A 26,108-nucleotide genomic window follows, 5' to 3' on the forward strand; every position below is an offset into this window, starting at 1 on the left:
TCGCCTCAGCTGGGTTGGAGCTCGGCCATCTCGAAGCTCGCCTTGCTCACGCCGCAGTCGGGGCAGAGCCAGTCGGCGGGCACGTCGGCCCAGCGGGTGCCGGGCGGGATGCCGTGTTCGGGCATGCCGGCCGCTTCGTCGTAGATCCAGCCGCAGATGGCGCACTGCCAGGTTTTCATGGTCGTTTCCGTGTGGAGAGTGAGGGGTTCAGGCGATGGCGGTTTCGCGCGGCGCCTGGAAGCAGGCGAGGGCTTCGACGTCGCGCAGGCGCATGGGGCGGCCGGTGGCCTTGCTGATGAAGCTCACGCGCACCGAGCCGGTGACGGCGGGGGTGTCGCTGTCGGGCACGAAAACCGATTGCTGGAACTCGGCGGTGTATTGCTTGAGTTCGGCGAGCACGGTCTGCACGCGGATCTGGGTGAGGAAGAGCTCGCGCCGGTAGTTCACCTCGATGCGGGCGACCACGGGTGTCCAGCGCTCGTCGAGCGGGAAGCGGTTTTGCGTGAGCCAGTCAAAGCGGCCGAGCTCGAAATAGTCGATGGGCTTGGCGTGGTTGACGTGGCCGAACATGTCGAGGTCGGACGGGCGCACGTGGTGCGTCATCTCGGTGATGCGGTAGTGCGTGGCCGGCAGCAGGGTCATGCCGGCTCCTCCGCGCTCGCCTCGGCGTGCTCGACGTCGTAGCTGCCCGCCAGGTACTCGCCACGCGCCTTGGCCCGCTGCACCTTGCCGCTCGTCGTCTTGGGAATGCGGCCGGAGGGCAGCACCCGCACGTCGTGCAACGTGAGGCCCATCTCCTCGGCAAGCCGCTCGCGGATGCGCTCTTCGAGGCCGCGCTCCTGACCGCGCGCTTCGAGCAGCACCACCACCTGCTCCGTGGCCGCGCCCGGCACTGCAAACGCGGCGACCGCGCCGCTGCGCACGCCGGGCAGCGTTTCGACCAGCCATTCCACGTCTTGCGGGCAGACGTTGCGGCCGTTGACGATGATGAGGTCCTTCACCCGCCCGCAGATGTAGACCTCGCCGCCGTGCAGGAAGCCCAGGTCACCCGTGCGCAGCCAGCCGTCGACGAAGTTCCCGGCGCTGGCCTCGGGGTTGCGGAAATAGCCGCGGCTAACGCTCGGGCCGCGCACCGCGATCTCACCGATGGCCTCGGCGTCGAGGTGCTGGCCCTGTGCGTCGAGCACGGTGATCGCATGCTCGGGGAAGGCCGGGCCGCAGGAGACGAGGCGCAGCGCGCCGGCCGCCTCGCACGGGAGGGCGCGGCGTTGCGCCTCGCATGCGTGGCGGTCGATGGCCAGCGTGTGCCAGCGGCGGCTGAACGAGACGGCGAGCGTGGCCTCGGCCATGCCGTAGCTCGGCGCGATCACGCCGTCACGCAGGCCGAGCGGCGCGAAGCAGCGGCTGAACTCGGCCAGCACCTCGGGGTTGATCGGCTCGGCACCGCAGCCCAGCACGCGCAGGCTGCCCAGGTGCAGCGGCACCGGGCGGCGCAGATAGTGTTTGGCGACGTAGGCGAAGGCGAAGTTGGGCGCGAAGCTGATCGTGCCGCCGTGGCGCGAGATGGCGTCGAGCCAGAGGTTGGGGTTCTTGATGAAGGCCGAGGTGGAGAGATAGACCATCTCGGTGCGGTGGGCGAGCGGCGCCAGCACCTTGCCGATGAGCCCCATGTCGTGGTGCAGCGGCAGCCAGCTCACGCCCACGTCGCGCGGCGTGATCTGCAGGCCGTGTTCCATGATGGCCCGCGTGTTGGCGGCGAGGTTGCGGTAGCTGACGATCACGCCCTTGGGCGTGCCGGTGGAGCCCGAGGTGAACTGCAGGAAGCAGGTGTCGTCGGGTGTGAGTTCGGCCGGTGCGGGTGTGGGCTGGCCGGTGGGGGTGTGCAGTTCGTCATAGCCGAGCAGCGGCACGCCGGGCATGGCCTCGGCCACCAGGGTATGCAGGCTCTCGGGCGCGACGATCGCGTGCAGCTCGGCCACGCCGGCGATCTGACGCAGCAGCGCGGCGTAGCTCTGCTGGCGCCCGCCGAGGGGGGGCGGCGCGAGCGGCACCAGCACCAAGCCTGCGCGCACGCCGGCCACGAAGGTGGGGATGAAGCTCGACGCGTCGGCCGCGATCACCGCGAGCCGCTGGCCGGCACGCAGGCCACGTGCGTTCAGCTGGCCGTGCACCGTGAGGGCGGTGGCCATCAGCTCGGCGTAGCTGCGCTGGCGGCTCACGCCGCCCGAGGCCAGGTAGGTGTGGCCGCGCTCTTCGCAGCGCTCGATGGCGTCGAGCAATGCGTAGAGCGGCGTCGGCTCGGTGTGTTTCACCGCGCCGATCCCACGGCGCCCACCGCCACCGCAGCCGCTTGTGGCACGCCGCGTTCATCGCTGGAAGCCGGCGCCTGCGGAAGCTCGAAGGGGTCGAAGTCGTCGCCCTTGGCCGTGGGGGCATAGACCTGGAACAGCGGCTTGAAGGACTTGAAGAAGCCGCGCTCCACCGGCACCGGCACCGCCTCGAACACACCCTTCTCGCGCAGGATGCGGTGCACCTGCGGCAGCCGGTAGCAGGGGATGCCGGGGTAGGCGTGGTGCTCGTTGTGGTAGTTCGCGCCGAAGAAGAGGATCGTCATCAGCGGCGAGGTGCGGCTCCACGAATTGCGGAAGAGCCGGTCGTCGTCGAGGCCGCCGTGGTCGATGAAAATCTGGCAGGCGGCGATGAACTTCACGGCGAGCGTGGGGAGCGCCACCACGAAGACACCGGCGCGCCAGTCGATGGTGAAGATCGCGGCGTAGAGCGCGATCCACATCGCGGCAAAGAGGAAGTTGAGCCGCGCGAAGAGGATCTGGTCGGCCTCGGTGAACGCCACCTTGTACTTGAAGGCCGGAATCTTCCCCATCGCCATCGAGAAGGTGTCCTTCAGGTAGACGAGGTTGTAGTTGATGCGAGACATCAGGAGCCGCGACCACCAGGTCTTGAGGTTCTCCACCGGGTAGACGTTGGGGTCGTCCTTCTGGTTGGTGAAGCGGTGGTGGTTCCAGTGGCTGAGCGCGAAGCCCATCTCCATGTAGCTCACCACGGCCGAGGCGCTGAAGATGCCGATCACGGCCGAGAGCCGCCGGTTCTTCACGAAGTTGCCGTGCGTGCCTTCGTGGCCGATCACGCCGAGCAGGTTGAGCCCGTAGCCCGCGAGGATGGTGAGGAGGGCGATGGCCGGGATCTGCGCCCACAGCGGCAGCTCCGAGAGCGCCACCTGGTAGCTCAGGTACCCCGGCACGAAGAAGAGGGCGAGGGCGTAGACGAAGTGGGCCAGGGCCCACAGGTGAGACGGCTCGTACAGCGAACGGTCGAGCGCGGGACGCTGGATGTTGTTCATCGTGGGGCTCCTCAGGCAGCGGCAAGTTCCAGATCGGGCTGGGCGTGGGGGGTGACCACCGGTGGCGTCTGCTTGCGCATCGCGCGCACCATGTCGCGGCGAGTGAGGCCGATGGACTTGAGCGTGGGCATGATCCCGTGCAGCAGGAAGTCCTGCGACGAGATCGCCACGCCCTCGACCTGCAGGCGGCGCTCGAACTCGGGCACGAGCTTCTCGCCCGGCATCTCGAAGTTGGAGATGACGTAGGCGAGGTCTTGCGCGGTGCCCTCGGGGTCTTCTTCGTACTCGAAGCGCATGAAGTTGCGATAGAAGGCCGCGTGCGCTGCTTCGTCGCGCGCCACGAAGTCGAAGAGCTTGGCAAGCACCTCGTTGCCCATCTGCCGGTAGGCGTTGCGCTGCTGGATGTAGATCATGAAGGTGGCGATCTCCTGCAGCGCGCCGTAGCAGGCCATCTGCCGGTTCGACGCGAAGGGCAGCGTCCACTCGGTCTTGAGCACCTCTTCCTCGTAGTCCATGTACTGGTCGAGCGTGCGCAGGCCGGAGCGCAACAGGTACTCGCGGAAGACGAGGGCGTGCTTGCTCTCTTCATAGCCCCACGCGAGGTGGAACCAGGCCTGGCCGAAGATGTCGCGGCTCAAGTTCAAGCCGTTCTTCGTGTAGTCGGGGATGAAGAGCTCGACGCCGCAGAAGGTCTCGAGGCAGGTGGCCAGGCGCGCCTTGGCCTCCGCGCCCATCCTCTGGTCGACCTCGTCGTGGAAGCGCTGCGATTCGAGCTGCTCCCAGGGGATGTCGTGCATCGGGTTCCAGCGGCGGTGCTTCTCGGCGTGCTCGAAGAACGTCATGTATTCGCGGTACATGCGCTCTCGGCGGCGCAGGCGCGGCGATGCGGATTGCAGGGCGGTGGGTGTCATGGCGGTGACTCCTTTGCAGCGTCAATGGCGCCGGTCGAGGTGCTTGCGCATCAGCGTGGCGAGGTCGCGCATGCTGCGGATGGCGACGAGCTCGTCGTCCTGGAAGTGCAGGTCGAGCTCTTCTTCCACGAAGCCCGACATCTCGAGCGCGGCGAGCGAGTCGATGCCCAGCGACTCGACGGTGGAGTCGAGCGTGAGGCGGCCCGCCGCGTCGGCCTGCTCGGGCTTGGCGAATTGATAGGCGCGCTTGAGCAGCGCGACGATGGCCTCGTCGCTGAGCGCTTTGTCGATGACTTGTTCCATGGTGATTCCTTTTGATGCAGTGAAGAGAATTTGGGAGAGGGCTCAGTCGTCGAGCCGGCGCAGCGCGAATTGCGCGAGGGACTGGTAGCCCTCTTCGAAGGCCATCACGCAGGCGCGCAGGTAGCGCTGGTAGTCGATGAAGACCTGCTCGCCGAAGCGCTGGCAGATCGTGTCCTTGTTCTTCTCCAGGCGCAGCAGCCACTCGGCCGTGGTGCGGGCGTAGTGGTCGCGGCGGGTGTGCAGCTCCATCACCTCCCAGTAGGGCGACGCGGCGGCGAAGATGGCCTCGGGCCGCGGCGAGATGGCGCCCGGGAAGATGTGCGTGGTGGTCCACGCGATTTCCTTCAACGCGGTGCCGCGCGGGATGCGCGCGCCGATCACCGACTGCAGGCTGAACCAGGCGCCCGGGCGTGTCCACTCCCAGGCACGACGGAAGTATTCGCGGTAGATGCCGATGTGGTCGCCGCGTTGCGTCTGCTGCGGCGTGGCCACGTGCTCGAACATGCCGATGCTGATGACGGCGTCGAACTTCTTCTCGGGGGCGTAGTCGCGGTAGTCGACGAGCTTGACGGTGGTGTTGGGGATCTTGCGCGCGAGGATCGCGTCGTACTGGTCCTGCGACAGCGTGATGCCCACCGCCTCGCGCACGCCTTTGTGCACGGTGAGGTACTCGAGGTTGGCCCCCCAGCCGCAGCCGATGTCGAGCACGCGCGACTCCGGGCGCACGCGGGCGGCGCGGAAGTGGTGCTCGTGCTTGTTGAGCTGCGCCTGCTCGAGCGTCTCGTCGCCGGTCTGGAAGAGGGCGCAGGTGTAGGCCATCGATTCGTCCAGCCAGAGGCGGAAGAAGTCGTTGTCCACGCCGTAGGTCACATCGATCTCGTCTTTGGTCGACACGGTGGAGTCCTCAGGGTTCGTTGTTGCAGTGCAAGGTCGCGTGCATGATCCCGGCGGCGCGCCGGCAGCGGCAACCCCCTAGACCCCACGTTTGCGATTAGTGCGAAATGGCCCGCCAGCCCGCTCCGGTATGGGGGCTTTCAGAGCGAGTGGCACACTGCGCGACCGATCACCACAGGGGGTTCACATGACTGCGACGACGACGTCTGGCGAGTTGACCGAGGTGCTGGGCCAGCTGATGCAACGTGCCAAACCGGGCCAGCAACAGCTGCTGATGGCCACGGCCGAGCGCATGGCCGCCGCACGCTACCGCGCCTGGGCGGATAACGAGTCAGGCGAGCGTCGCATCGCGCTGCTGGCCTGTGCTGCGCGCGAGGAAGAAGTGGCGCGGCGCATCGAGGGCCTGCACACCGATGCTGACGCGGTGCAGGCACAGATCCGTGAGCAGAACCCCGACCTGGGCACGCTGGCCGGTGAGTTCTTTGCCCGCTTTCCCGTGGAAGAGCAGTACCGCCTGCAGGCGCAGGCCGAGCGCCTGGGCGCGGCCACCTGGCGCTCGCTCGCCAAGCGCGCCGAAGGTGGCGCGCTGCGCGATGTGTTCCTCACCTGCGCCGCGCTCGAGGAAGAGAGCGCGGTGGTGCTGGAGTCGTTCTAAGGCCGCTCGGCCGGCGCCAGCGCCGCATACGACGGCAGGCGGCTGTCGCGGTTGGCCTGCTGGGCCAGTTCGCGCTCGGCGGGCGAGGCGAGTTCGGCGTCCCACCTCGCCAGGCGCGGCGCGGCGAAGCGGCGCCACAGCGGCGGCGCCATCGACAGCAGGATGTGCGCCACGTAGCCGTAGGGCAGGTCGGGCGCTTCCGCGGTGGGCTTCAAGGCCGAGTAGGGCAGGCGTGCGTCGAGGTGGTGGTGCGCGTGCCGCGGCAGGTTGTACATGATGTGCGAGGCGGCACGGCTGCTGCATTCCCAGCTGTGGTGCGACTCGATCTTGCCGCCCGGCGTGCGCACCAGGCCGTAGTGCTGGATGTACTCCACCGCTTCGAGCAGGAACTTCGAGGTGGCGGCCACCATCGCGAACGCCGCCACGCCCCGCCACCCGGCCGCCGCGTAGAAGGCGAGCGCGATCAGGCCGCTCATCGCGACGCCGGTCGTCACCTTGTTCGTCAGCGCCCGCAGCAGCCAGGGCCGCTCGCGCAGGCGACGCATCTCGATCTGCCACGCATCGCGGTACTGGCCGCGCACGCTGCGAAGCGCGAAGGCATAGAGGTTCTCGCCACGCTTGGCGGTCGATGGGTCGTGGGGCGTGCCCACGTGCAGGTGGTGCACGTACACATGCGTGATCGAGTACTGCGCGTCGCCCACGGTGGCGAGGATCCAGCGGCCCAGCCACACGGCGAAGGGGCTCGCGGTGCGGTGCACGAGCTCGTGCGCGGCGATGGTGTTGGTCGACATCACGAAGCCGAGCGTCACCGCCGCGGCCACGAGCGAGCCCCAACCGGCCGGCTCGCTGCGGGTGGCGAGCGAGGCGCCGAGCAGACTGTCGAGCCCCAGGCCATCGAGCAGCTGCCCGATGCCGAGCAGGTCGCCCGGTGCGGCCATCCACGCCAGCATCAGCAGCGCGAACGCCGAGGTCGGGATGTGCACATACGGCACGGCGTTGATGAGCCAGGGGTGTCGGTACTCGGGCACCGCCAGCTCGCGCGGCGTGGCCACGTCGACGGCGATCTGGTAAGCGACCAGAGCCAGCGCGCCGGCCAGGCCCCACATCGGCACCACGGTGGCGAGGATCGCGAACGTGGGCATCACCACGAGGATGAGCGAGTGCTTGAGGTAGTGGGTCATGTCGTCTCCTCGGAGGGCGATTGGTAGCGGTCGAAGCGGATGCGCTCGGCACCGAAGCCCATGTCGTGCAGCACCGGCAGGCAGGCGTCGACGAAGCCGCTGGGTCCGTAGAGCAGCACGCGTGCGTCGTGGGTGGCTTGCGAGGGCGTGTGCGACCACGAGGCGGCCCAGGCGCCGATGGCGTCGAGCCCGAAGGGCGCACGGCCACGTGCGGTGCCGCTCGCGGCGGTGGGCGCGTGTTCGGCCCAGGCGAGGCTCAGGTGGCGTGCGCCGTGTCGCCGCGCGCTGGCGGCGAGCGCGTCGGCGCCGTAGAGGTCTTGCAGTTGCGCGCCGTAGGCGAGCAGCAGGGTGGGGCGCGAGGGCTGCCGGGCGTGGCTTTCCATCAAGGCGCCGCAGGCGGCGCCGATGCCGCTGCCCGCGCCGGCCGCGGCGAGCGGCGCGGCGTCGCTGCCCGCCACGCAGTCGCCGAAGGGGCCGGCGAGCTGCACCGCTTGGCCGATGGCGTCGGCGCTGGTGAGCCAGGTCGACATGCGCCCGCCGGCGTGGCGTGCGACGTCGAGGTGCAGCAGGCTGCCGTCGAGGTGCGGTGCGAGGCTCACGATCGAATAGGGCCGCAGCCACGCCGGGTTCTCGCCCTGCGGCACGCGCACGCCCACGTACTGGCCGGGAGAGGCCTGCAAGGCGCGGGCGGTGATGAGCGAGACGCGCCACACGCGTGGCGTGAGCTGCGCCTGACCGCTCACCTTGGCGGTTATGCCGCTTTCGGGCCGGTGGCCCATCTCCCAGCGCAGCACGAGGTCGGACAAGGGCTGCGTCTGGCACGCGAGGTAGGCGCCGCGCTGCAGGTCGTGCGGCTCGAGCACGTAGGCGCGGTCGACCAGCGAATTCGCCTTGCCTTCCACTACCTCACAGCGGCAGGTGCGGCAAGCACCGACCCGGCAGTTGTAAGGGGCATCGAGGCCCGCGGCGAGCGCGGCGTCCAGCAGTGTTTCCCCGGGGCGCACACGAAAGCGCGTGCCGTCGTGAAGGCGGACTTCGCACTCGGTGCGAGAGCGCGTTTTGAACAGCGACAGCAGCATGCGAAGGGCCGGTCCGGAGGTCGAAAGAGTGGCGGCCATGATCGGCGGCGACGCTCTCGCGCATCAACCCTTCGTGCAGCGCACTTGTATTAGTGACAAGCCATCGTGGCGTGGGGCCCACCATGAGTCGACAAAGTTAGGGGGGCAATGCGCATTAGGGATTTTTTTGCACGACCATTCACCCAATAGTGATGCTTCGGGTGGGGTGGGTCTCGTCCGCGCTCTTGTCCGCATCGAGCTCAAGCTGTACGGGTGTGCCTCATGGATATGTCGATTGCTCCTCTTCCGGCCGAGACTGCCTCGCAGTCGGCCCAAGGGCCCATCGTCACCAAAGGAACGTTCTGCGGCCAGCGCTACCGCGTGCGCTCGCTCGACCTCTCGGCCATTGAGGTGCCGCATGCCGACGACGGCTTCGTCGACACACTCGGGGTGGTGGCCGACCGGCTGCGCACGCGCAAGCTGGCGCCCATCCTCACCGAGCTGGCGCGCCAGCACGGCTTCGACTGCATCAGCTACACCTGCTGGATGCCGCGGCTCGGCGGCGAGTCCACCTACTGGGTCTACGGCCCGCTGCCCAACGAGACGCGCGTGGCCTACCACTCGCGCAACCTGCTCGAAACCGACGAGGTCGTGCGCCACTGCAAGACCTCGCACGTGCCGGCGGTCTGGCGTGTCGACCAGGCGGGCCTGAAGACGCAGGCCCCCGACCTGCACCTGGCCCTGTCCGACAGCTACCGCAGCCGCATCAGCTTCCCGGTGCATGGTCCTTATCGCGAGTGGGGCGCGGTGTCGTTCAACAGCCGCCTGCCCGACGTGTGGGCTGCGTTGCAGGCGCGCCGTTACCAGGTGCTGTGCGAAGGGCAACTGCTCGCGCAGTACATTCACCAGTGGGTCACCGCGAGTGGCCTGCTGTGGGACTTGTCGGAGCTGGGCGCGGTGACGCTCAAGGACAAGGAAAAGGAAGTCCTGCGCCTGGGGGCGCTCGGCTTCGAGTCGCACGAGATCGGGCCGCTGGTGGGCCTGTCCAAACGCTCGGTCGACTATGTGTTCCAGCAGATCTCGCGCAAGCTGCAGGTGACGAACCGGCAGGAATCGATCACCACGGCGCTGGAACTCGGGCTAATTGCCCTCTGACGGTCCTGCGGCGGGATGCCGCTCGGACGAACCCCCTGACCTTTGCTCGCTAACCCGAACCGCCTCGGCCGAGAGCGGCCGGGAAGCTCAGGCATCGCTTTCACTGCCCCTCGCAAGTCCTTATTTCATAAGCAGTTTTTCACACAGTTTCACCCTTTCAACTTCCGTCGCTAAGTCCTTGATTCCATTGATTTTTCTTTGGAATTGCCGTTGACCCTGGCTCTTCTGATGAGCTACAGTGCAGATAAGTGCACTTCAGTGGGTTTTTGTGGCAAACATTGTGTTCCAGGGTCCAGCCGCGCTGACGCTGGACGGCAAAGGGCGTATCGCCATGCCGTCGCGTCATCGCGAGGTCCTGTCCGCGATGGGCGTCAACCAGCTCACCATCACCAAGAACCCCCACGGGGGCTTGCTGGTGTTCCCGCGGCCCACGTGGGAGATCTTTCGCGACAAGCTCGCCGCGCTGCCGATGGAGGCCGCAGGCTGGAAGCGTGTCTATCTCGGCAACGCGATGGACGTGGAAATCGATGGCTCGTCGCGCGTCCTCATTGCACCTGAACTGCGTGCGGCCGCCGGCCTGACGCGCGACGTGATGCTGCTCGGGATGGGCAGCCACTTCGAGCTGTGGGACACGGCCCGCTACGCCGAGCACGAGGCCGAGGTGATGCAGTCACCGATGCCCGAGTCGCTGAAGAGCTTCAGCTTCTGAGCGAGACCTTCATGCCCGCCCCGGCCGCCTCTGCGTTTGAACACACGACGGTGCTTCTTCATGAAGCCGTGGATGCGCTCGTCACCGACACGAGCGGCACCTACCTCGACGGCACCTTCGGCCGCGGCGGCCACTCGCGGCTGCTGCTGTCGCGGCTTTCCGACAAGGGGAGGGTCGTCGCCATCGACAGGGACCTGCAGGCCGTTGCCGCCGCCACGACAGGAGCAACGCGGGTCGAGGACCCGCGTTTTTCCATCCATCACACGAGCTTTGCGCACATGGCCGACGCCTTGGCCGCGCAGGGCATCTCCAAGGTCAATGGGCTCCTGCTCGATCTGGGTGTGTCTTCCCCACAGATCGACGACCCGGATCGCGGGTTCAGCTTCCGCCACGACGGCCCGCTGGACATGCGCATGGACACATCGCGGGGTGAGAGCGCCGCGGATTTCCTGGCCCGCGCCGACGAGCGCCTGATTGCGGAGGTGATCAAGAACTATGGGGAAGAACGGTTTGCTCTACAGGTTGCAAAGGCGCTTGTTGCTCGGCGCCAAAGCGGGAATCCAGTTCGAACCACTCGCGACCTTTCCGAAGTCGTGGCTGGTGCGGTCAAAACCCGCGAGCCGGGCCAGAACCCTGCAACGCGCACATTTCAGGCTCTTCGGATTTTCGTCAACGCCGAGCTTGAGGAACTCGAACAAGCTCTGAACGTGGCGATCGACCTCCTGCTGCCCGGTGGGCGGCTGGTGGTCATCAGCTTCCACTCGCTCGAAGACCGCATCGTGAAGACCTTCATCGCCAAGGAGAGCAAGGAGGTCTACGACCGCCGGGCTCCGTTTGCGGCGCCGAAGGCGATGCGTCTGAAATCGCTCGGACGTGTGAAGCCGTCCGATGAAGAAGTGAACGCCAATCCGCGTGCCCGCTCGGCGGTCATGCGCGTTGCTGAAAGAACGGAGGTCGCAGCATGAAGATCGTGCTGTGGAACAGGAAGGCGGCATGACCCGCCTGAACGTCATCCTGCTGGTGGCGCTGGTGTTGAGCAGCGTCTATCTTGTACGCGTGTCCTACGACTCGCGGCGCCTCTTCGCGCAGCTGGACCGCGCGCAGAGCGAGGCTCGCCAGCTGGAGATCGAACACGAGCGGCTGATCGCCGAGAAGCAGTCGCAGGCCACGCCGCTGCGGGTGGAGAAGGTCGCGCGCGAGCGGCTGGCCATGCGTGGCGCCACGCCCGCGGTGACGCAGTACGTGCCGTATTCGCCGCCGGCGTCGGCCCCTGGGAGCGCGCAATGAAGCTGCCGGGTAGCAAGTCGCAGAAGAACCCGAAGGCCGGCGCCGTCAACGTACGCAGCGTCATGTATTCGACGAGCCCGCTGCTCGCCTCGAAGACGCCGCCGTGGCGCTCGAAATTCCTGGTCGGCCTGGTCGGGCTGGGCTTCTGCGTGCTCGCCGGCCGTGCGGTCTATGTGCAGATCGTCGGCAACGACTTCTTCCTGAAGCAGGGCGAGATCCGCTACGCGCGCACGCTGGAGCTGGCCGCCAGCCGCGGGCGCATCACCGACCGCAGCGGGCTCATCCTCGCCTCCAGCGTGCCTGCACCGTCGCTGTGGGTCATCCCCAAGGACTTCGAGGCCGACAAGCACCAGCGTGCCAACCTCGCCAAGCTCTTGGGCATGACGACCACCGAGCTGGCCAACCGGCTCGACGACAGCCCCAACTTCGTGTGGCTGCGCCGCCAGGTCGACGACGCCGTGGCGAAGAAGGCGCTCTCGCTCGGCATCAAGGGCCTGTATCAGGTGCGCGAGTTCAAGCGCAAATATCCCGAGGGCGAGGCCGCCGCGCATGTGGTTGGCTTCACCAACGTCGAAGAGCGCGGCCAGGAAGGCATCGAGCTCGCGTTCCAGAAGGACCTGCAGGGCCGCAACGGCACGCGCCGTGTGGTGAAGGACCGCCTCGGCCGCGTGGTCGAAGACATCGGCGAGAGCGTGCAGCCGGTCGACGGCCGTGACATCCAGCTCTCCATCGACTCCAAGGTCCAGTTCTACGCCTACCAGCGCATCCGCGACGCGGTGGCGCAGCACAAGGCCAAGGCCGGCAGCGTGGTGGTGCTCGACGTGCAGAGCGGCGAGGTGCTGGCGCTGGCCAACTTCCCGAGCTACTCGCCCAACGACCGGCAGAACCTGACCGGCGGCCAGCTGCGCAACCGCGCGTTGACCGACACCTTCGAGCCCGGCTCGACGATGAAGCCCTTCATCGTGTCGCTCGCGATGGAGACTGGGCGTGTGTCGCCCAAGACCGTGATCGCCACCGCCCCCGGCTCGATCAACATCACCGGCTCCACCATCCGCGATGCCCACCCGCACGGCGACCTGACGGTGGAAGAGGTGATCCAGAAATCGAGCAACGTGGGCACCGTCAAGATGGCGATGCAGATGCAGCCGCGCGAGATGTGGGAGCTGTACACCCAGGTGGGCCTGGGGCAGCGCCCGCAGATCGACTTCCCCGGCGCGGTGAGCGGGCGTCTGCGCCCCTACAAGACCTGGCGGCCGGTCGAGCAGGCGACCATGAGCTACGGCTATGGCCTGTCGGCCAGCCTCTTCCAGCTCGCGCGTGCGTACACCGTGTTCGCGCGCGATGGCGAGCTCGTGCCGACCTCCATCCTCAAGAACCACAACGTGCCGAGCGACGTGCTGGCGCCCGGCGTGCGCGTGATGTCGCCCAAGACGGCGCAGGCCGTGCGCCACATGCTGCAGATGGCGGCCGGCCCCGGCGGCACCGCGCCCAAGGCGCAGACCATCGGCTACTCGGTGGGCGGCAAGTCGGGCACTGCGCACAAGCAGGAAGGCAAGGGCTACGCCGACAAGAAATACCGCTCGTGGTTCGTCGGCATGGCGCCCATCGACAAGCCGCGCATCGTGGTCGCGGTGATGGTCGACGAGCCGAGCGACGGCAAGTATTTCGGTGGCGACGTGGCCGCGCCGGTGTTCAGCGAAGTCGTGCAGCAGACGCTGCGCTCGATGAGCGTGCCGCCCGACATCGAAGTGAAGCAGCAGATCGTGACCAACAAGCTGCCGACGGTGGAGGAGAGCTTCTGATGACGCTCACCACCTTGCATGACGTCGGCAGCGCCATCGCGTGGCTGAAGAGCCGCGGCGTGAAGCAGCTGCGCACCGACAGCCGCCGTGTGCAGCCGGGCGACGCGTTCATCGCATGGCCGGGCTATGCGAACGATGGCCGGCAGTTCGTGCCCGCCGCGCTGGCCAAGGGTGCGGTGGCGTGCCTGGTCGAAGCCAAGGGCGCAGAGGCCTTCCGTTTCGAGGGCGCGAATGTCGGCGCGCTGGCAGGCCTCAAGGCAGCGACCGGGCCGCTCGCGAGCAACTGGTACGAGCAGCCCAGCAAACGCCTCGACGTGGTGGCCGTCACCGGCACCAACGGCAAGACCTCCACTGCCTGGTGGGTGGCGCAGGCGCTGTCACTGCTGGGCAAGCGCTGCGGCGTGGTCGGCACGCTGGGCGTGGGCGAGCCGCCCTCGGCGGCGGCGGCACCGGGGTCGTCGATCCAGTCGACCGGGCTCACCACGCCCGACCCCGTCACGCTTCAGGCAGGCTTCAAGGGCTTCGTCGACCAGGGTTTCAAGGCGTGTGCCATCGAGGCCTCGTCGATCGGCATCGTGGAGCACCGCATGGCGGGCACGCAGGTGGCGGTGGCGCTCTTCACCAACTTCACCCGCGACCACATCGACTACCACGGCAGCATGGAGGCCTACTGGGCCGCCAAGGCCGAACTTTTCAAGTGGCCCGGCCTGCGCGCCGCCGTGCTCAACGTGGACGACGAGCGTGGCGCCACGCTGGCGCCCGGCTTGCAGGCTGCGCTCGACGTGTGGACCTACAGCACCCGCGGCCCGGCGCGCCTGCGCGCGAGCGACATCGCCTACCGCGACGGCGGGCTGATGTTCACCGTGCACGAGGGCGAGTCATCGACCGGCGTGCGCACCGGGCTCATCGGCGACTACAACGTCTCGAACCTGCTGGCCATGATCGGCGGCCTGCGGGCGCTGGGGCTTGCGCTGGCAGACATCGCGCGTGTCTGCGCCCAGCTCACGCCCGTGCCCGGCCGCATGCAGCAGGTGGGCGGCGGCGAGCAGCCGGTGGTGGTGGTCGACTACGCCCACACGCCCGATGCACTGGAAAAAGCACTGCAAGCCGTGCGCCCCTTCGCGCAGGAACGACAGGGCACGCTCTGGTGCGTGTTCGGCTGCGGCGGCAACCGCGACGCGACCAAGCGCCCGCTGATGGGCGCCATCGCCGAGCGCGAGGCCGACCAGGTGGTGGTGACCAGCGACAACCCGCGCCTGGAGCCGCCCGCGCAGATCCTCACGCAGATCACCGCCGGCATGGCGCGCCCCGATCGGGCGCTCGTGATCGAAGACCGCCGCGCGGCCATCGTGCACGCCGTGACGAACGCGAAGCCGCAGGACGTGATCCTCGTGGCCGGTAAGGGCCACGAGGCCGAGCAGGACATCGGCGGTGTGAAGCATCCCTTCTCCGATGTCGACGAGTCGCGCACGGCGCTTGCCGCGAGGGTGTCGACATGATGATGACGCTCGCCCAGGCCCACGCGCTGCTCCCCGGCTCCACGCTGGTGGGCAATGGCGCGCTCGCGCTCGGCCGTGTGCATTCCGACACCCGCTCGCTGCAGGCGGGCGACTTCTTCGTCGCGCTGCGCGGTGAGCGTTTCGACGCGCATGATTTCCTCGCGCAGGCCAAGGCGGCCGGTGCGGTGGCGGCGCTCGCCGAGCGCGGCCTCATCGAAGCCGGTATGCCCGGCCTGCAGGTCGCCGACAGCAAGCAGGCGCTCGGTGCGCTGGCCGCCGCGTGGCGCGCGCGCTTCAACCTGCCGCTGATCGCCATCACCGGCAGCAACGGCAAGACCACCTGCACGCAGATGACCGCTTCGGTGCTGCGCGCCTGGCAAGGCGAGGCTGCGTTCTGGACCGAAGGCAACTTCAACAACGACATCGGCGTGCCGCTCACGCTGCTGCGGCTGCGCGATGCCCACCACGCGGCCGTGATCGAACTCGGCATGAACCACCCGGGCGAGATCGCCGGGCTGGCGACAATGGCCGGCCCCACGGTTGCACTCGTCAACAACGCCCAGCGCGAGCACCAGGAATTCATGGCGACGGTGGAAGCCGTGGCACGCGAGAACGCCACCGTGTTCGACGCGCTCGGCCCGACCGGCACGGCCGTCTTCCCGGCCGACGATGCGTATGCGCCCTTGTGGCACCAGCTCGCCGGCTCGCGCCCCACGCTGACCTTCGCGCTCAAGGGCGCCGCCGACGTGACCGCCGATGCCGAGTGGGCGGTGGACCACTGGTCGCTGATGCTGCACACACCGGCCGGTTTCGCCGCTGTGCAACTGCGCATGCCTGGTTGGCACAACGTGAAGAACGCGTTGGCCGTCACCGCCTGCGCACTCGCCGCCGGCGCGCCGCTCGATGCGATCGTGCGCGGCCTCGAAGCCTTCGAGCCGGTGAAGGGCCGCTCGCAGCTCAAGCGCGCGCAGGTGCAGGGCGTGCCGGTGGCACTCGTCGACGACACCTACAACGCCAACCCCGACTCGGTGCGTGCCGCGGTCGAGGTGCTGTCGCAACTGCCCAGGCCGCATTGGCTGGTGCTGGGCGACATGGGTGAAGTCGGTGACCAGGGCCCGGCCTTCCACCGCGAGGTGGGCGCCTATGCGCGCACCCACGGCATCGATGCGCTGTGGACGGCCGGCGCGCTGTGCCGCTACGCCGCCGATGCCTATGGCCCCGGCGCACGCCACTTCGACACCGTGGCCGAGCTGCTGACCGCGCTGCCCGCCGCGCCCGACTGCGCCTCGGTGCTGGTGAAGGGCTCGCGCTTCATGAAGATGGAACAGGTGGTGGCGGCCTTGACGGCAGCCACTCCTTCAAAACAACAAGGACACTGACCCACCATGCTGCTGAGTCTCACCCAGTGGCTGCAGAGCCTCTACCCGGAACAACTGGGTTTCCTGCGCGTCTTCCAGTACCTCACCTTCCGTGCGGTGCTGGCGGCGATGACCGCCTTGCTGATCGGCCTGGCCTTCGGGCCGTGGGTGATCCGCCGCCTCACCGCGCTCAAGATCGGCCAGCCCATCCGCGAATACGGCGTGCAGCAGCACATCGCCAAGAGCGGCACGCCCACCATGGGCGGCGTGCTGACCCTGATCGGCATCGGTGTCAGCACGCTGCTCTGGTTCGACTGGAGCAACCGCTTCGTCTGGATCGTGATGATCGTGACCATGGGCTTCGGCGCCATCGGCTGGGTCGACGACTGGCGCAAGGTCGTCAAGAAAGACCCGGAAGGCATGCGCTCGCGCGAGAAGTTCTTCTGGCAGTCGCTGATCGGCCTGGTGGCCGCGATCTACCTCGCGTTCAGCGTGTCGGAGACCTCCAACCTGCGCGTGCTCGAGCTCTTCATCCGCTGGGTGCAGAGCGGCTTCTCGAACGACCTGCCGCCCAAGGCCGACCTGATGATCCCGTTCGTCAAGACGATCAGCTACCCGCTGGGTGTCTTCGGTTTCATCATCCTCAGCTACCTCGTGATCGTGGGCGCGAGCAACGCGGTGAACCTGACCGACGGGCTCGATGGCCTCGCGATCATGCCGGTGGTGATGGTGGGCTCGGCGCTCGGTGTGTTCGCCTACGTGGTGGGCAGCTCGGTGTATTCGAAGTACCTGCTGTTCCCGTACATCCCGGGTGCCGGCGAGCTGCTGATCTTCTGCGCCGCGATGGCCGGCGCAGGCCTCGCCTTCCTCTGGTTCAACGCGCACCCGGCGCAGGTCTTCATGGGCGACGTGGGCGCGCTCTCGCTCGGCGGTGCGCTCGGGACGATCGCAGTCATCACCCGCCAGGAGATCGTGCTCGGGATCATGGGCGGCATCTTCGTCGTCGAAGCGCTGTCGGTGATGCTGCAGGTGAGCTGGTTCAAGTACACGAAGAAGAAGACCGGCACCGGCCGGCGCATCCTGAAGATGGCGCCGCTGCACCACCACTTCGAGAAATCGGGATGGAAGGAAACGCAGGTCGTCGTGCGCTTCTGGATCATCACGATGCTGTTGTGCCTGGTCGGTCTGGCCAGCCTGAAGTTGCGTTAGAGAAGAAATGAACCATCTGAAAGACGCTCATGTGCTGGTGCTCGGACTCGGTGAGTCCGGCCTCGCCATGGCGCGCTGGTGTGCGGACCACGGCGCGCGTGTGCGCGTGTGGGATTCGCGCGAAACCGCTCCGCAAGACGCGGCGCTGAAAGAGCAGGTGCCGTCGGCCGAACGCCTGAGCGGCACGCTCGACGCCGCGCTGCTGCGCGAGGGTGTGCAACTGGTGCTGAAGAGCCCGGGCCTGGCGCCGGGCGACGAGCGCATCGCGCCGCTGCTCACGCTCGCGCGCGAGACCGGCGTGCCGGTGCAGGGCGAACTCGACCTTTTTGCGCGCGCGCTGGCCGACCTGAAAGCCGAGCGTGGCTACTCGCCCAAGGTGATCGCCATCACCGGCACCAATGGCAAGACGACCACCACCTCGATGACCGGCCAGCTGGTCGAGCGCACCGGCAAGCGGGTGGCCGTGGCCGGCAACATCGGGCCGACGATGCTGCAGACGCTCGCCGATGCGCTGGCGCTGGAGCCGGCGCCGGCGGCGCCTGTGGCGGAGTCAACCGACGTCGTGCCCAACGAGCCGGTGACCGAGCCCCCCGCGCCGGTGGACGACGACGTGATCGCCGCAGAAACGGAAGCCCTGGGGGCGCAGGAAATCTCGGCCGAGACCGAAGCGGCTGCGATGGCGGCCGAGCCTGCTGCGGCCGCGGCCGAAGTGCCGCCTGCCGACGACGAACCCACCGGCGGCGGCCCGCCGCCCCACCTGATTCCCCCGCCGCCGCCCGGCCCGGTGTTCGAGCACCTGCCTGACGTGTGGGTGCTGGAGTTGTCGAGCTTCCAGCTCGACGGCGTGCAGGGCTTCGAGCCCACCGCCGCCACCGTGCTCAACGTCACGCAAGACCACCTCGACTGGCACGGCTGCCTCGAGTCGTATGCCGCCGCGAAGGCGCGCATCTTCGGCAAGGAAGCGGTGATGGTCATCAACCGTGACGACCCGCTGGTCGAGAAAATGATCCCGCCGCCCGTGCCGGGCAAGGGCCGCTTCGCGAAGCCCGTCGAGCGCCACGTGGTTCGCTTCGGGCTCGATGCGCCGCAGCGCCCGGGTGACTTTGGCCTGATGGTCGAGAACGGCATCGCCTGGCTGGTGCGTGCACTGGAGCCCGATGAATCCGGCGTGAAGAAGCCCAAGAAGGGCGCCGCGGTCGAAGAGGAAGACCTGATGATCCAGCGCCTCATGCCGGCCGATGCGCTGCGCGTGCGGGGCCGCCACAACGCCGCCAACGCCCTGGCCGCACTCGCATTGGCGACGGCTGCAGGTTGCCCGCTGGCACCCATGCTGCACGGCCTGCGCGAGTACGCGGGCGAGCCGCATCGCGTGGAGTTCGTCGCCGCCGTCAACGGCGTGGAGGCCTACGACGACAGCAAGGGCACCAACGTCGGCGCCACCGTAGCCGCGTTGAACGGCCTGGGCGAAGACAAGTCGCCGAGCAAGCTCGTCGTCATCCTCGGCGGTGACGGCAAGGGGCAGGACTTCACCCCGCTCGCCATCCCCGTGCAGCGCCATGTGCGCGCGGTGGCCACCCTCGGCCGCGATGCCGAGGCCATCGAGCAGGTGTTGCTTCATAGCGGCGTGCCAGTGCAGCGGCACGCGTCGCTCGAAGAGGCCACGCGCTGGGCCTTCCAGCGCGCGCATGCAGGCGATGCGGTGCTCTTGAGCCCGGCCTGCGCGAGCCTCGACATGTTCCGCAACTATGCGCACCGCGCCGAGGTCTTCGTGGCCGAAGTGCAGGCCATCGCATCCGCCAGTGGGGAGGTGGTGTGACGACGCTTGCCGGACGCTTCGCCTTCGTCGGTTCGCTGAAAGAGCGGCTGCTGTCGCTCGTCAAGCGCGACGGCAGCAGCAGCGTGCCCATCCGCGACTGGACCGGTGCATCCGGCCAGCCCACCAAGCTGCATGGCTTCGACCTGCAGCTGATCTGGGTCGTGCTGGCCTTGATGGCGCTCGGCCTCGTGATGGTCTATTCGGCCTCGGTCGCGCTGCCAGACAACCCGAAGTTCGCGCGCTATGCGCCCACGCACTTCCTCGTGCGGCATGCGCTGTCCATCCTCGTGGCATTTGTCGCAGCGGTGATCGTGATCCAGGTGCCGGTGAACGTGTGGGAGAAATTCGCGCCCTGGGTGTTCGTGGCGGCACTCCTGCTGCTGGTGCTGGTGCTGATCCCCGGCATCGGCAAGGGCGTGAACGGCGCGCGCCGCTGGATCCCGCTGGGCTTCACCAACTTCCAGCCGTCCGAGCTCGCCAAGCTCGCGATTGCGCTCTACGCCGCCAACTACATGGTGCGCAAGATGGAGGTGAAGGAGAACTTCTTCCGGGCCGTGATGCCGATGGCGGTGAGCGTGGCGGTGGTGGGCCTCCTGCTGCTCGCCGAGCCCGACATGGGCGCCTTCATGGTGATCGCGGCCATCGCGATGGGCATCCTCTTCCTCGGCGGCGTGAACGGGCGCATGTTCTTCCTGATCACCGCCGTGCTGGTGGGCGCCTTCGTGCTGATGATCACCTTCAGCGAATGGCGGCGCGAGCGCATCTTTGCCTACCTCAACCCGTGGGACGAGAAGTACACGCTCGGCAAGGCCTACCAGCTCTCGCACTCGCTGATCGCCTTCGGCCGCGGCGAGATCTTCGGCCAGGGGCTGGGCGGCAGCGTCGAGAAGCTGCACTACCTGCCCGAGGCGCACACCGACTTCCTGCTCGCCGTGATCGGCGAGGAGCTGGGCTTCATCGGCGTGGCGGCCGTGATCTGCGCCTTCTTCTGGCTCGCACGGCGCATCTTCCACATCGGCCGCCAGGCGGTGGCACTCGACCGGGTGTTCGCCGGGCTCTTCGCGCAAGGCATCGGCATCTGGATCGGCGGCCAGGCCTTCATCAACATGGGTGTGAACCTGGGCGTGCTGCCGACCAAGGGGCTGACGCTGCCGCTGATGAGCTTCGGCGGCTCGGGCATCCTGATGAACCTGGTGACGCTTGCGATCGTCTTGCGCATCGACATTGAGAACCGGCAGCTGATGAGAGGGGGCCGCGCATGAGCGCCAAGCACCTCGTCATCATGGCGGCGGGTACGGGGGGGCACGTGATTCCCGGCCTCGCGGTCGCGACCGAAATGCAGAAGCGCGGCTGGACCGTCAGCTGGCTCGGCACCACGCATGGCATGGAGAACAAGCTCGTGCCGCCCTCGGGCATCCCGATGGACAACATCGCCTTCAGCGGCCTGCGCGGCAAGGGCCTGCTGCACACCGCGACCGGCGGCTTCCGGTTGCTGCTGGCGTTCTGGAGCTGCCTGCAGATCCTGCGCAAGCGAAAGGCCAGCGCGGTGCTCGGCATGGGCGGCTACGTGTGCTTCCCGGGCGGCCTGATGGCCTCGCTGCTGAGCAAGCCGCTGATGCTGGTGAACGCCGACGCGTCGCTGCTGATGAGCAACAAGAGCCTGCTGCCGGTGGCCGACAAGGTGGCCTTCGGCTTCGACGGTGAAGCGGCGCACAAGTTCAAGCAGGGCATCGTCACCGGGAACCCGGTGCGACCCGAGATCGAGAGCCTGCCGCCGCCGCTGGAGCGCTTCGAAGGCCGCATCGGCGCGCTGCGCGTGCTGGTGGTGGGCGGCAGCCTCGGCGCGAGCGCGCTCAACGACGCGCTGCCGCGTGCCATCGCGCTGCTGCCGTTGCGCGAGCGGCCGGTGGTGACGCACCAGACCGGCACGGCGAACTTCGAGAAGGCGCGCGCCGACTACGCCGCGCTGCATGTCGATGCCGAGGTGCTGCCCTTCATCCACAACATGAGCGAGCGCCTGGCCGAGTGCGACGTGATCATCTGCCGTGCCGGCGCGGTGACGGTGAGCGAGCTGTGTGCGGCTGGCGTGGCGAGCGTGCTGGTGCCGCTGGTCGTGAGCACGACCAGCCACCAGCGTGACAACGCCGAATGGATGGCGCGGCAAGGCGCCGCGATCCACCTGCCGCAGAGCGAGCTGACGCCGCAGCGATTGGCAGACCTCTTGAAGGGCCTCACGCGCGAAGCGCTGATGAGCATGGCGACCAAGGCGCGTGCCCTGGCGCGTGTGCACGCGGCGGCCCGGGTGGCCGATGAACTTGAAAGATTGGTGGCCGCATGAAGCACGCGGTGAAACACATTCACTTCGTCGGCATCGGTGGTGCCGGCATGAGCGGGATCGCGGAGATCCTGCACAACCTCGGCTACACGGTGTCGGGCTCGGACCAGAGCGACAGCCCGGTCTCGCGCCGGCTCGCGTCACTCGGCATCAAGGTGTTCGTCGGTCACGACGCCAAGAACATCGAAGGCTCGCAGGCCGTGGTGACCTCCACCGCCGTGAAGGGCGACAACCCCGAGGTGCTGGCCGCCCGCGCCAAGCGTGTGCCGCTGGTGCCGCGCGCGGTGATGCTGGCCGAGCTGATGCGCCTGAAGCAGGGCATCGCCATCGCCGGCACGCACGGCAAGACGACGACCACCTCGCTCGTGACGAGCGTGCTGGCCGAAGCGGGCGTCGACCCGACCTTCGTGATCGGCGGGCGGCTCAACGCGGCCGGTGCCAACTCGCGCCTGGGCTCGGGCGACTACATCGTGGTGGAGGCCGACGAGTCGGATGCCTCATTCCTCAACCTGCTGCCGGTGATCAGCGTCGTGACCAACATCGACGCCGACCACATGGACACCTACGGGCACGACCTGACCAAGCTCAAGGGCGCGTTCGTCGAGTTCCTGCACCGCATGCCGTTCTACGGCGCGGCCATCCTGTGTGGCGATGACCCCGGGGTGAAGTCGATCATCCCGATGGTGTCGCGGCCGGTGGTGACCTACGGCTTCGGGCCTGACAACCAGGTGCGTGCGGTCAACGTGAAGGCGCTCGAAGGCGGCCAGATGCGCTTCACCGCGCAGCGCCGCAACGGCGTGGTGATGCCGGATCTCGACATCACGCTCAACCTGCCGGGCGAGCACAACGTGCTGAACGCCTTGGCCGCGGTGGCGGTGGCGACCGAACTGGAATTGCCCGATGCACCGCTGGTGAAGGCACTCGGCGAGTTCCACGGCGTGGGCCGGCGCTTCCAGCGCTATGGCGATTGGCCGGCGAAGGACGGCGGCAAGTTCACGCTGATCGACGACTACGGCCACCACCCGGTCGAGATGGCGGCGGTGATCGCGGCGGCGCGCGGCGCCTTTCCCGGTCGGCGCCTCGTGATCGCCTTCCAGCCGCATCGGTATACGCGCACACGGGATTGCTTCGAAGACTTCGTGAAGGTGATGGGCACGGCCGACGCGGTGCTGCTGGGCGAGGTCTATGCCGCCGGTGAGGCGTCCATCGTCGCGGCCGACGGCCGCTCGCTGGCGCGCGCGCTTCGCGTGGCCGGCAAGGTCGATCCGATCTTCGTCGACGAGATCTCGCAAATGCCGGCGGTGATCGCCGAGCAGGCCAAGGGTGGCGACGTGGTGATCGCGATGGGTGCCGGCACGATCGGTGCGGTCGCAGGGCAGGTGGCGGAGATGTTGAAGGAGGCCACATGAGCAGCATCAACGTGAAGGCGCTGGGGAAGGTCGCGGTGCTGATGGGCGGGACGTCGGCCGAGCGCGACGTGTCGCTGATGTCGGGCGAGGGCGTGTTGCAGGCGCTGCAATCGCAAGGCGTGAACGCGCATGCCTTCGACCCGGCCAAGCAGGACCTCGTCGAACTGAAGAAGCAAGGCTTCGACCGCTGCTTCATCGCGCTGCATGGCCGCCATGGTGAAGACGGCACGGTGCAGGGTGCGCTCGAACTGCTGGGCATCCCCTACACCGGCTCGGGCGTGATGGCCTCGAGCATCGCGATGGACAAGGTGATGACCAAGCGCATCTGGCTGGCCGAAGGCCTGCCGACGCCGCGCTATGTGGTGCTGCCGGCGAACCGCCAATCGCGCGAGGACGTGCGCGCCGTGCCCGACGAGCTGGGCCTGCCGCTCTTCGTGAAGCCGCCGCATGAAGGCTCGTCGATCGGCGTCAGCAAGGTGAGCGGCTATTCCGAGATGGCCGATGCGGTGGCGTTGGCGGCCAAGTACGACCACGAAGTGCTCTGCGAAGAGTTCATCGATGGCGACGAGGTGACCTGCCCGGTGCTGGGCCAGGGTGCAAATGCGGTGGCGCTGCCGGTGGTGCGCATCGCCGCGCCGGAAGGCGACTACGACTACCAGAACAAGTACTTCACCGACGTCGTGAAGTACCACGTGCCGAGCGGCCTACCGGAAGCGGAAGAGCGCGAGATCCAGCGCATCGTCGTCGAGGCCTACCGCACGCTGAACTGCCGCGGCTGGGGCCGTGCCGATCTGATGATCCGCAAGAGCGACCGCAAGCCGTACCTCTTGGAGATGAACACCTCGCCGGGCATGACCTCGCACTCGCTGGTGCCGAAGTCGGCCGCGGCGAACGGCATGCCCTACGAGCAGCTGTGCCTGCACCTGATCGCCAACGCGTCACTCGACAGCAGCAAGACCTGAACATGCGCGCCCAAGCCGCCACGCCTCGCTTCAACCCGGCCGCCGTCGAGCTGCCGGGCGAGGTGCGCCTGGTCAACATCACCGCCTCGATGCTCTTCATCGTGGGCGGCGTGTTGATGGCGGCGCTGGCGCTGATGTGGCTGATCCGCCAGCCGGTGTTCAACATCAAGTCGGTGAAGGTGGAGGGTGAGGTCACGCGCAACAGCGTGTCGACCATCCGCGCCAATGCGCTGCCGCAACTGGCGGGCAACTACTTCACGCTCGACCTGTCTCGCGGCAAGCAGGCCTTCGAGGCGGTGCCATGGGTGAGGCAAGCCATCGTGCAGCGCGTGTGGCCCAACCGCCTGCGCGTGCTGCTCGAAGAGCACCATGCGGTGGCGCTGTGGGCCATGAAGGACGGCGACGACCAGCTCGTGAACCAGCAGGGTGAGGTCTTCCAGGCCAACCTCGGTGACGTGGAAGACGAAGCACTGCCCACGCTCAAGGGACCAGATGGCAGCTCGGCCGAAGTGCTCGCGATGTACCAGCGGCTGGTGCCGGTGTTCGAGACGCTCGAGATGCACATCGACCAACTCTCGATGAGCGGGCGCGGCTCGTGGCATGCCGAGTTCGACAACGGCGCCGAGATCGAACTCGGCCGGGGCACACAAGACGAACTGGTGGCACGCAGCGTTCGCTTCGTCGCCACCGTCACGCAGGTGATCGAGCGCTACCAGCGTCCGCTGGTCTACGCCGATCTGCGACACAACGAAGGTTATGCCGTGCGCTTGAAGGGGATCACCACCACGACGGTGGCCACTCCGCCCGGCAGGAGAAATTGAGGGAACACATGGCCAAGGAATACAAGGACCTGGTCGTCGGCCTGGACATCGGCACCGCGAAGGTGATGGCGGTGGTGGCCGAAGTCTTGCCCGATGGCGAGCTGAGAGTCGCCGGCCTCGGCATCGCGGCGGCACACGGGCTCAAGCGCGGCGTGGTGGTCAACATCGACGCCACGGTGCAGAGCATCCAGCAGGCCTTGAAGGAGGCCGAGATGATGGCCGACTGCAAGATCACGCGCGTCTACACCGGCATCACCGGCAGCCACATCCGCGGGCAGAACTCGACGGGCATGGTGATCGTGCGCGACAAGGAAGTGACGCCGGTCGACGTGACGCGCGTGGTCGAGACGGCCAAGGCGATCAACATCCCGAACGACCAGCGCCTGCTCTTGGTGGAGCCGCAGGAGTTCGTGATCGACGGCCACGAGGTCAAGGAGCCGATCGGCATGAGCGGCGGGCGCCTGGAGGTGAAGGTGCACATCGTGACCGGCGCGCAGAGTGCCGCCGAGAACATCGTGAAGTGCGTGCGCCGCTGCGGGCTCGAAGTCGACCAGCTGGTGCTCAACCCGAGCGCCAGCAGCCATGCGGTGCTGACCGAAGACGAGAAGGACCTGGGCGTGGCCCTCGTCGACATCGGCGCGGGCACGACCGATGTGGCCATCTTCACCGACGGCGCGATCCGCCACACGGCGGTGATCCCGATTGCCGGCGACCTGATCACGAGCGACATCGCGATGGCGCTGCGCACGCCGACGAAAGACGCGGAAGAGATCAAGGTGGAGTACGGCGTGGCCAAGCAACTGCTGGCCGACCCGAGCGAGCAACTCGAAGTGCCGGGCCTGGGCGACCGCGCGCCGCGCATGCTGAGCCGCCAGGCGCTCGCGGGTGTGATCGAGCCGCGTGTGGAAGAGATCTTCTCGCTGGTGCACCAGGTGATCCGTGACAGCGGCTACGAAGAGCTGCTGTCGAGCGGGATCGTGCTCACCGGTGGCGCGGCGGTGATGCCGGGCATGGTGGAACTCGGGGAAGACATCTTCCTGAAGCCGGTGCGCAAGGGCCTCCCCACCTACCACGGCTCGCTCCACGACATGGTGGCCAACCCTCGCTCGGCCACCGTCATGGGCCTGCTCGAAGAAGCGCGCCTCGGCCGTGCGCGTGGCATCAAGGCCGCGCAGCAGGCGGGGTCCGTCAAAACACTGTTCGGCCGGGCCAAAGACTGGTTCCTCGGCAATTTCTAAAGACTGAATCTGGAATACAGGGAGTTCACATGACACGCCATCCACATCTCAACGATCGTCTCCAGCGGGCGCACCACCTGGGCCATGACCCACCAGGCGCTTGGCCACCTCAGACCGCGGGCCCACCCGCAGCACAGCAAGAAGAGAA

The 26,108-nt window shown here is 67.8% G+C and carries 25 protein-coding genes; 16 read left to right on the top strand and 9 right to left on the bottom strand.

The genetic code is table 11. The annotated features are described in order from the left end of the window. Nucleotides 1-5 precede the first annotated feature (5 nt). The 7 genes from RXV79_RS04910 to RXV79_RS04940 are packed head-to-tail and all read right to left on the bottom strand — an operon-like array spanning nucleotide 6 to nucleotide 5,466. Complete coding sequence (locus tag RXV79_RS04910) at nucleotides 6-179, bottom strand: rubredoxin (protein WP_316702357.1); 174 nt, start codon at nucleotides 177-179, stop codon at nucleotides 6-8. Nucleotides 180-207: 28 nt separating this feature from the next. Then, the gene (locus RXV79_RS04915) at nucleotides 208-642 is read right to left on the bottom strand and encodes an acyl-CoA thioesterase (RefSeq protein ID WP_316702358.1); all 435 of its coding nucleotides are present in this window, start codon (nucleotides 640-642) and stop codon (nucleotides 208-210) included. Then, entirely contained in the window at nucleotides 639-2,312 is a 1,674-nt protein-coding gene (locus RXV79_RS04920; RefSeq protein WP_316702359.1) for a fatty acyl-AMP ligase, read from the bottom strand. Before RXV79_RS04920 ends, RXV79_RS04915 begins: the two co-directional genes overlap by 4 nt. Continuing rightward, complete coding sequence (locus RXV79_RS04925) at nucleotides 2,309-3,358, bottom strand: fatty acid desaturase family protein (RefSeq protein WP_316702360.1); 1,050 nt, start codon at nucleotides 3,356-3,358, stop codon at nucleotides 2,309-2,311. Before RXV79_RS04925 ends, RXV79_RS04920 begins: the two co-directional genes overlap by 4 nt. A gap of 11 nt (nucleotides 3,359-3,369) precedes the next feature. Then, a complete protein-coding gene (locus RXV79_RS04930; RefSeq protein ID WP_316702361.1) occupies nucleotides 3,370-4,269 on the bottom strand; it encodes an acyl-ACP desaturase in 900 nt (299 codons plus the stop codon). A 21-nt stretch (nucleotides 4,270-4,290) separates the two neighbouring features. After that, nucleotides 4,291-4,572: an acyl carrier protein gene (locus RXV79_RS04935; RefSeq protein ID WP_316702362.1), complete on the bottom strand. Its 282-nt coding sequence runs from the start codon at nucleotides 4,570-4,572 to the stop codon at nucleotides 4,291-4,293. Between the two features lie 42 nt (nucleotides 4,573-4,614). Then, nucleotides 4,615-5,466: a class I SAM-dependent methyltransferase gene (locus RXV79_RS04940; RefSeq protein WP_316702363.1), complete on the bottom strand. Its 852-nt coding sequence runs from the start codon at nucleotides 5,464-5,466 to the stop codon at nucleotides 4,615-4,617. Nucleotides 5,467-5,653: 187 nt separating this feature from the next. On the opposite strand from RXV79_RS04940, the gene RXV79_RS04945 reads away from it, so the two are divergent. Further along, the gene (locus RXV79_RS04945) at nucleotides 5,654-6,121 is read left to right on the top strand and encodes a hypothetical protein (protein WP_316702364.1); all 468 of its coding nucleotides are present in this window, start codon (nucleotides 5,654-5,656) and stop codon (nucleotides 6,119-6,121) included. On the opposite strand, the gene RXV79_RS04950 is transcribed toward RXV79_RS04945, so the two are convergent. Together RXV79_RS04950 and RXV79_RS04955 are read right to left on the bottom strand one after the other, a co-directional pair. After that, nucleotides 6,118-7,302, bottom strand: a complete 1,185-nt coding sequence (locus RXV79_RS04950) for an alkane 1-monooxygenase (protein WP_316702365.1) — start codon at nucleotides 7,300-7,302, stop codon at nucleotides 6,118-6,120. The two genes, RXV79_RS04945 and RXV79_RS04950, sit on opposite strands and share 4 nt — an antisense overlap. Further along, a complete protein-coding gene (locus tag RXV79_RS04955) occupies nucleotides 7,299-8,381 on the bottom strand; it encodes a 2Fe-2S iron-sulfur cluster-binding protein (protein ID WP_316702366.1) in 1,083 nt (360 codons plus the stop codon). Before RXV79_RS04955 ends, RXV79_RS04950 begins: the two co-directional genes overlap by 4 nt. A gap of 261 nt (nucleotides 8,382-8,642) precedes the next feature. Between RXV79_RS04955 and RXV79_RS04960 the strand changes: the two genes are divergently transcribed. The 15 genes from RXV79_RS04960 to ftsA all read left to right on the top strand — a co-directional run bounded on the left by RXV79_RS04960 (nucleotide 8,643) and on the right by ftsA (nucleotide 25,960). Further along, nucleotides 8,643-9,515, top strand: coding sequence for an autoinducer binding domain-containing protein (locus tag RXV79_RS04960; RefSeq protein ID WP_316702367.1), 873 nt, complete (start codon nucleotides 8,643-8,645; stop codon nucleotides 9,513-9,515). 280 nt (nucleotides 9,516-9,795) lie between these two features. Further along, nucleotides 9,796-10,224: a division/cell wall cluster transcriptional repressor MraZ gene (locus RXV79_RS04965; RefSeq protein ID WP_316702368.1), complete on the top strand. Its 429-nt coding sequence runs from the start codon at nucleotides 9,796-9,798 to the stop codon at nucleotides 10,222-10,224. Nucleotides 10,225-10,235: 11 nt separating this feature from the next. Continuing rightward, on the top strand, nucleotides 10,236-11,189 hold the full coding sequence (gene rsmH, locus RXV79_RS04970) for a 16S rRNA (cytosine(1402)-N(4))-methyltransferase RsmH (protein WP_316702369.1): 954 nt from the start codon (nucleotides 10,236-10,238) through the stop codon (nucleotides 11,187-11,189). Nucleotides 11,190-11,217: 28 nt separating this feature from the next. Further along, nucleotides 11,218-11,511 (top strand): cell division protein FtsL, encoded by a 294-nt coding sequence (ftsL, locus tag RXV79_RS04975; protein WP_316702370.1) that lies wholly within the window; start codon nucleotides 11,218-11,220, stop codon nucleotides 11,509-11,511. Further along, nucleotides 11,508-13,313, top strand: a complete 1,806-nt coding sequence (locus tag RXV79_RS04980; RefSeq protein ID WP_316702371.1) for a peptidoglycan D,D-transpeptidase FtsI family protein — start codon at nucleotides 11,508-11,510, stop codon at nucleotides 13,311-13,313. Before ftsL ends, RXV79_RS04980 begins: the two co-directional genes overlap by 4 nt. Beyond that, a complete protein-coding gene (locus tag RXV79_RS04985; RefSeq protein ID WP_316702372.1) occupies nucleotides 13,313-14,812 on the top strand; it encodes a UDP-N-acetylmuramoyl-L-alanyl-D-glutamate--2,6-diaminopimelate ligase in 1,500 nt (499 codons plus the stop codon). Before RXV79_RS04980 ends, RXV79_RS04985 begins: the two co-directional genes overlap by 1 nt. Beyond that, a complete protein-coding gene (locus tag RXV79_RS04990; RefSeq protein ID WP_316702373.1) occupies nucleotides 14,809-16,191 on the top strand; it encodes a UDP-N-acetylmuramoyl-tripeptide--D-alanyl-D-alanine ligase in 1,383 nt (460 codons plus the stop codon). The genes RXV79_RS04985 and RXV79_RS04990 overlap by 4 nt, the downstream gene beginning before the upstream one ends. A 6-nt stretch (nucleotides 16,192-16,197) precedes the next feature. After that, on the top strand, nucleotides 16,198-17,379 hold the full coding sequence (gene mraY / locus RXV79_RS04995) for a phospho-N-acetylmuramoyl-pentapeptide-transferase (RefSeq protein ID WP_316702374.1): 1,182 nt from the start codon (nucleotides 16,198-16,200) through the stop codon (nucleotides 17,377-17,379). Nucleotides 17,380-17,386: 7 nt separating this feature from the next. Continuing rightward, nucleotides 17,387-19,195, top strand: a complete 1,809-nt coding sequence (murD, locus tag RXV79_RS05000; RefSeq protein WP_316702375.1) for a UDP-N-acetylmuramoyl-L-alanine--D-glutamate ligase — start codon at nucleotides 17,387-17,389, stop codon at nucleotides 19,193-19,195. 83 nt (nucleotides 19,196-19,278) lie between these two features. Beyond that, on the top strand, nucleotides 19,279-20,457 hold the full coding sequence (gene ftsW / locus RXV79_RS05005) for a putative lipid II flippase FtsW (RefSeq protein WP_413816689.1): 1,179 nt from the start codon (nucleotides 19,279-19,281) through the stop codon (nucleotides 20,455-20,457). Next, entirely contained in the window at nucleotides 20,454-21,533 is a 1,080-nt protein-coding gene (gene murG, locus RXV79_RS05010) for an undecaprenyldiphospho-muramoylpentapeptide beta-N-acetylglucosaminyltransferase (RefSeq protein WP_316702376.1), read from the top strand. The genes ftsW and murG overlap by 4 nt, the downstream gene beginning before the upstream one ends. Beyond that, complete coding sequence (murC, locus tag RXV79_RS05015) at nucleotides 21,530-22,939, top strand: UDP-N-acetylmuramate--L-alanine ligase (protein ID WP_316702377.1); 1,410 nt, start codon at nucleotides 21,530-21,532, stop codon at nucleotides 22,937-22,939. The genes murG and murC overlap by 4 nt, the downstream gene beginning before the upstream one ends. Next, on the top strand, nucleotides 22,936-23,901 hold the full coding sequence (locus RXV79_RS05020; RefSeq protein ID WP_316702378.1) for a D-alanine--D-alanine ligase: 966 nt from the start codon (nucleotides 22,936-22,938) through the stop codon (nucleotides 23,899-23,901). The genes murC and RXV79_RS05020 overlap by 4 nt, the downstream gene beginning before the upstream one ends. A gap of 2 nt (nucleotides 23,902-23,903) precedes the next feature. After that, on the top strand, nucleotides 23,904-24,722 hold the full coding sequence (locus RXV79_RS05025) for a cell division protein FtsQ/DivIB (RefSeq protein WP_316702379.1): 819 nt from the start codon (nucleotides 23,904-23,906) through the stop codon (nucleotides 24,720-24,722). A gap of 8 nt (nucleotides 24,723-24,730) precedes the next feature. After that, on the top strand, nucleotides 24,731-25,960 hold the full coding sequence (gene ftsA / locus RXV79_RS05030) for a cell division protein FtsA (RefSeq protein ID WP_316702380.1): 1,230 nt from the start codon (nucleotides 24,731-24,733) through the stop codon (nucleotides 25,958-25,960). Nucleotides 25,961-26,108: the final 148 nt, after the last annotated feature.

This window comes from Piscinibacter gummiphilus (assembly GCF_032681285.1).
Lineage (GTDB): Bacteria > Pseudomonadota > Gammaproteobacteria > Burkholderiales > Burkholderiaceae_C > Rhizobacter > Rhizobacter gummiphilus_A.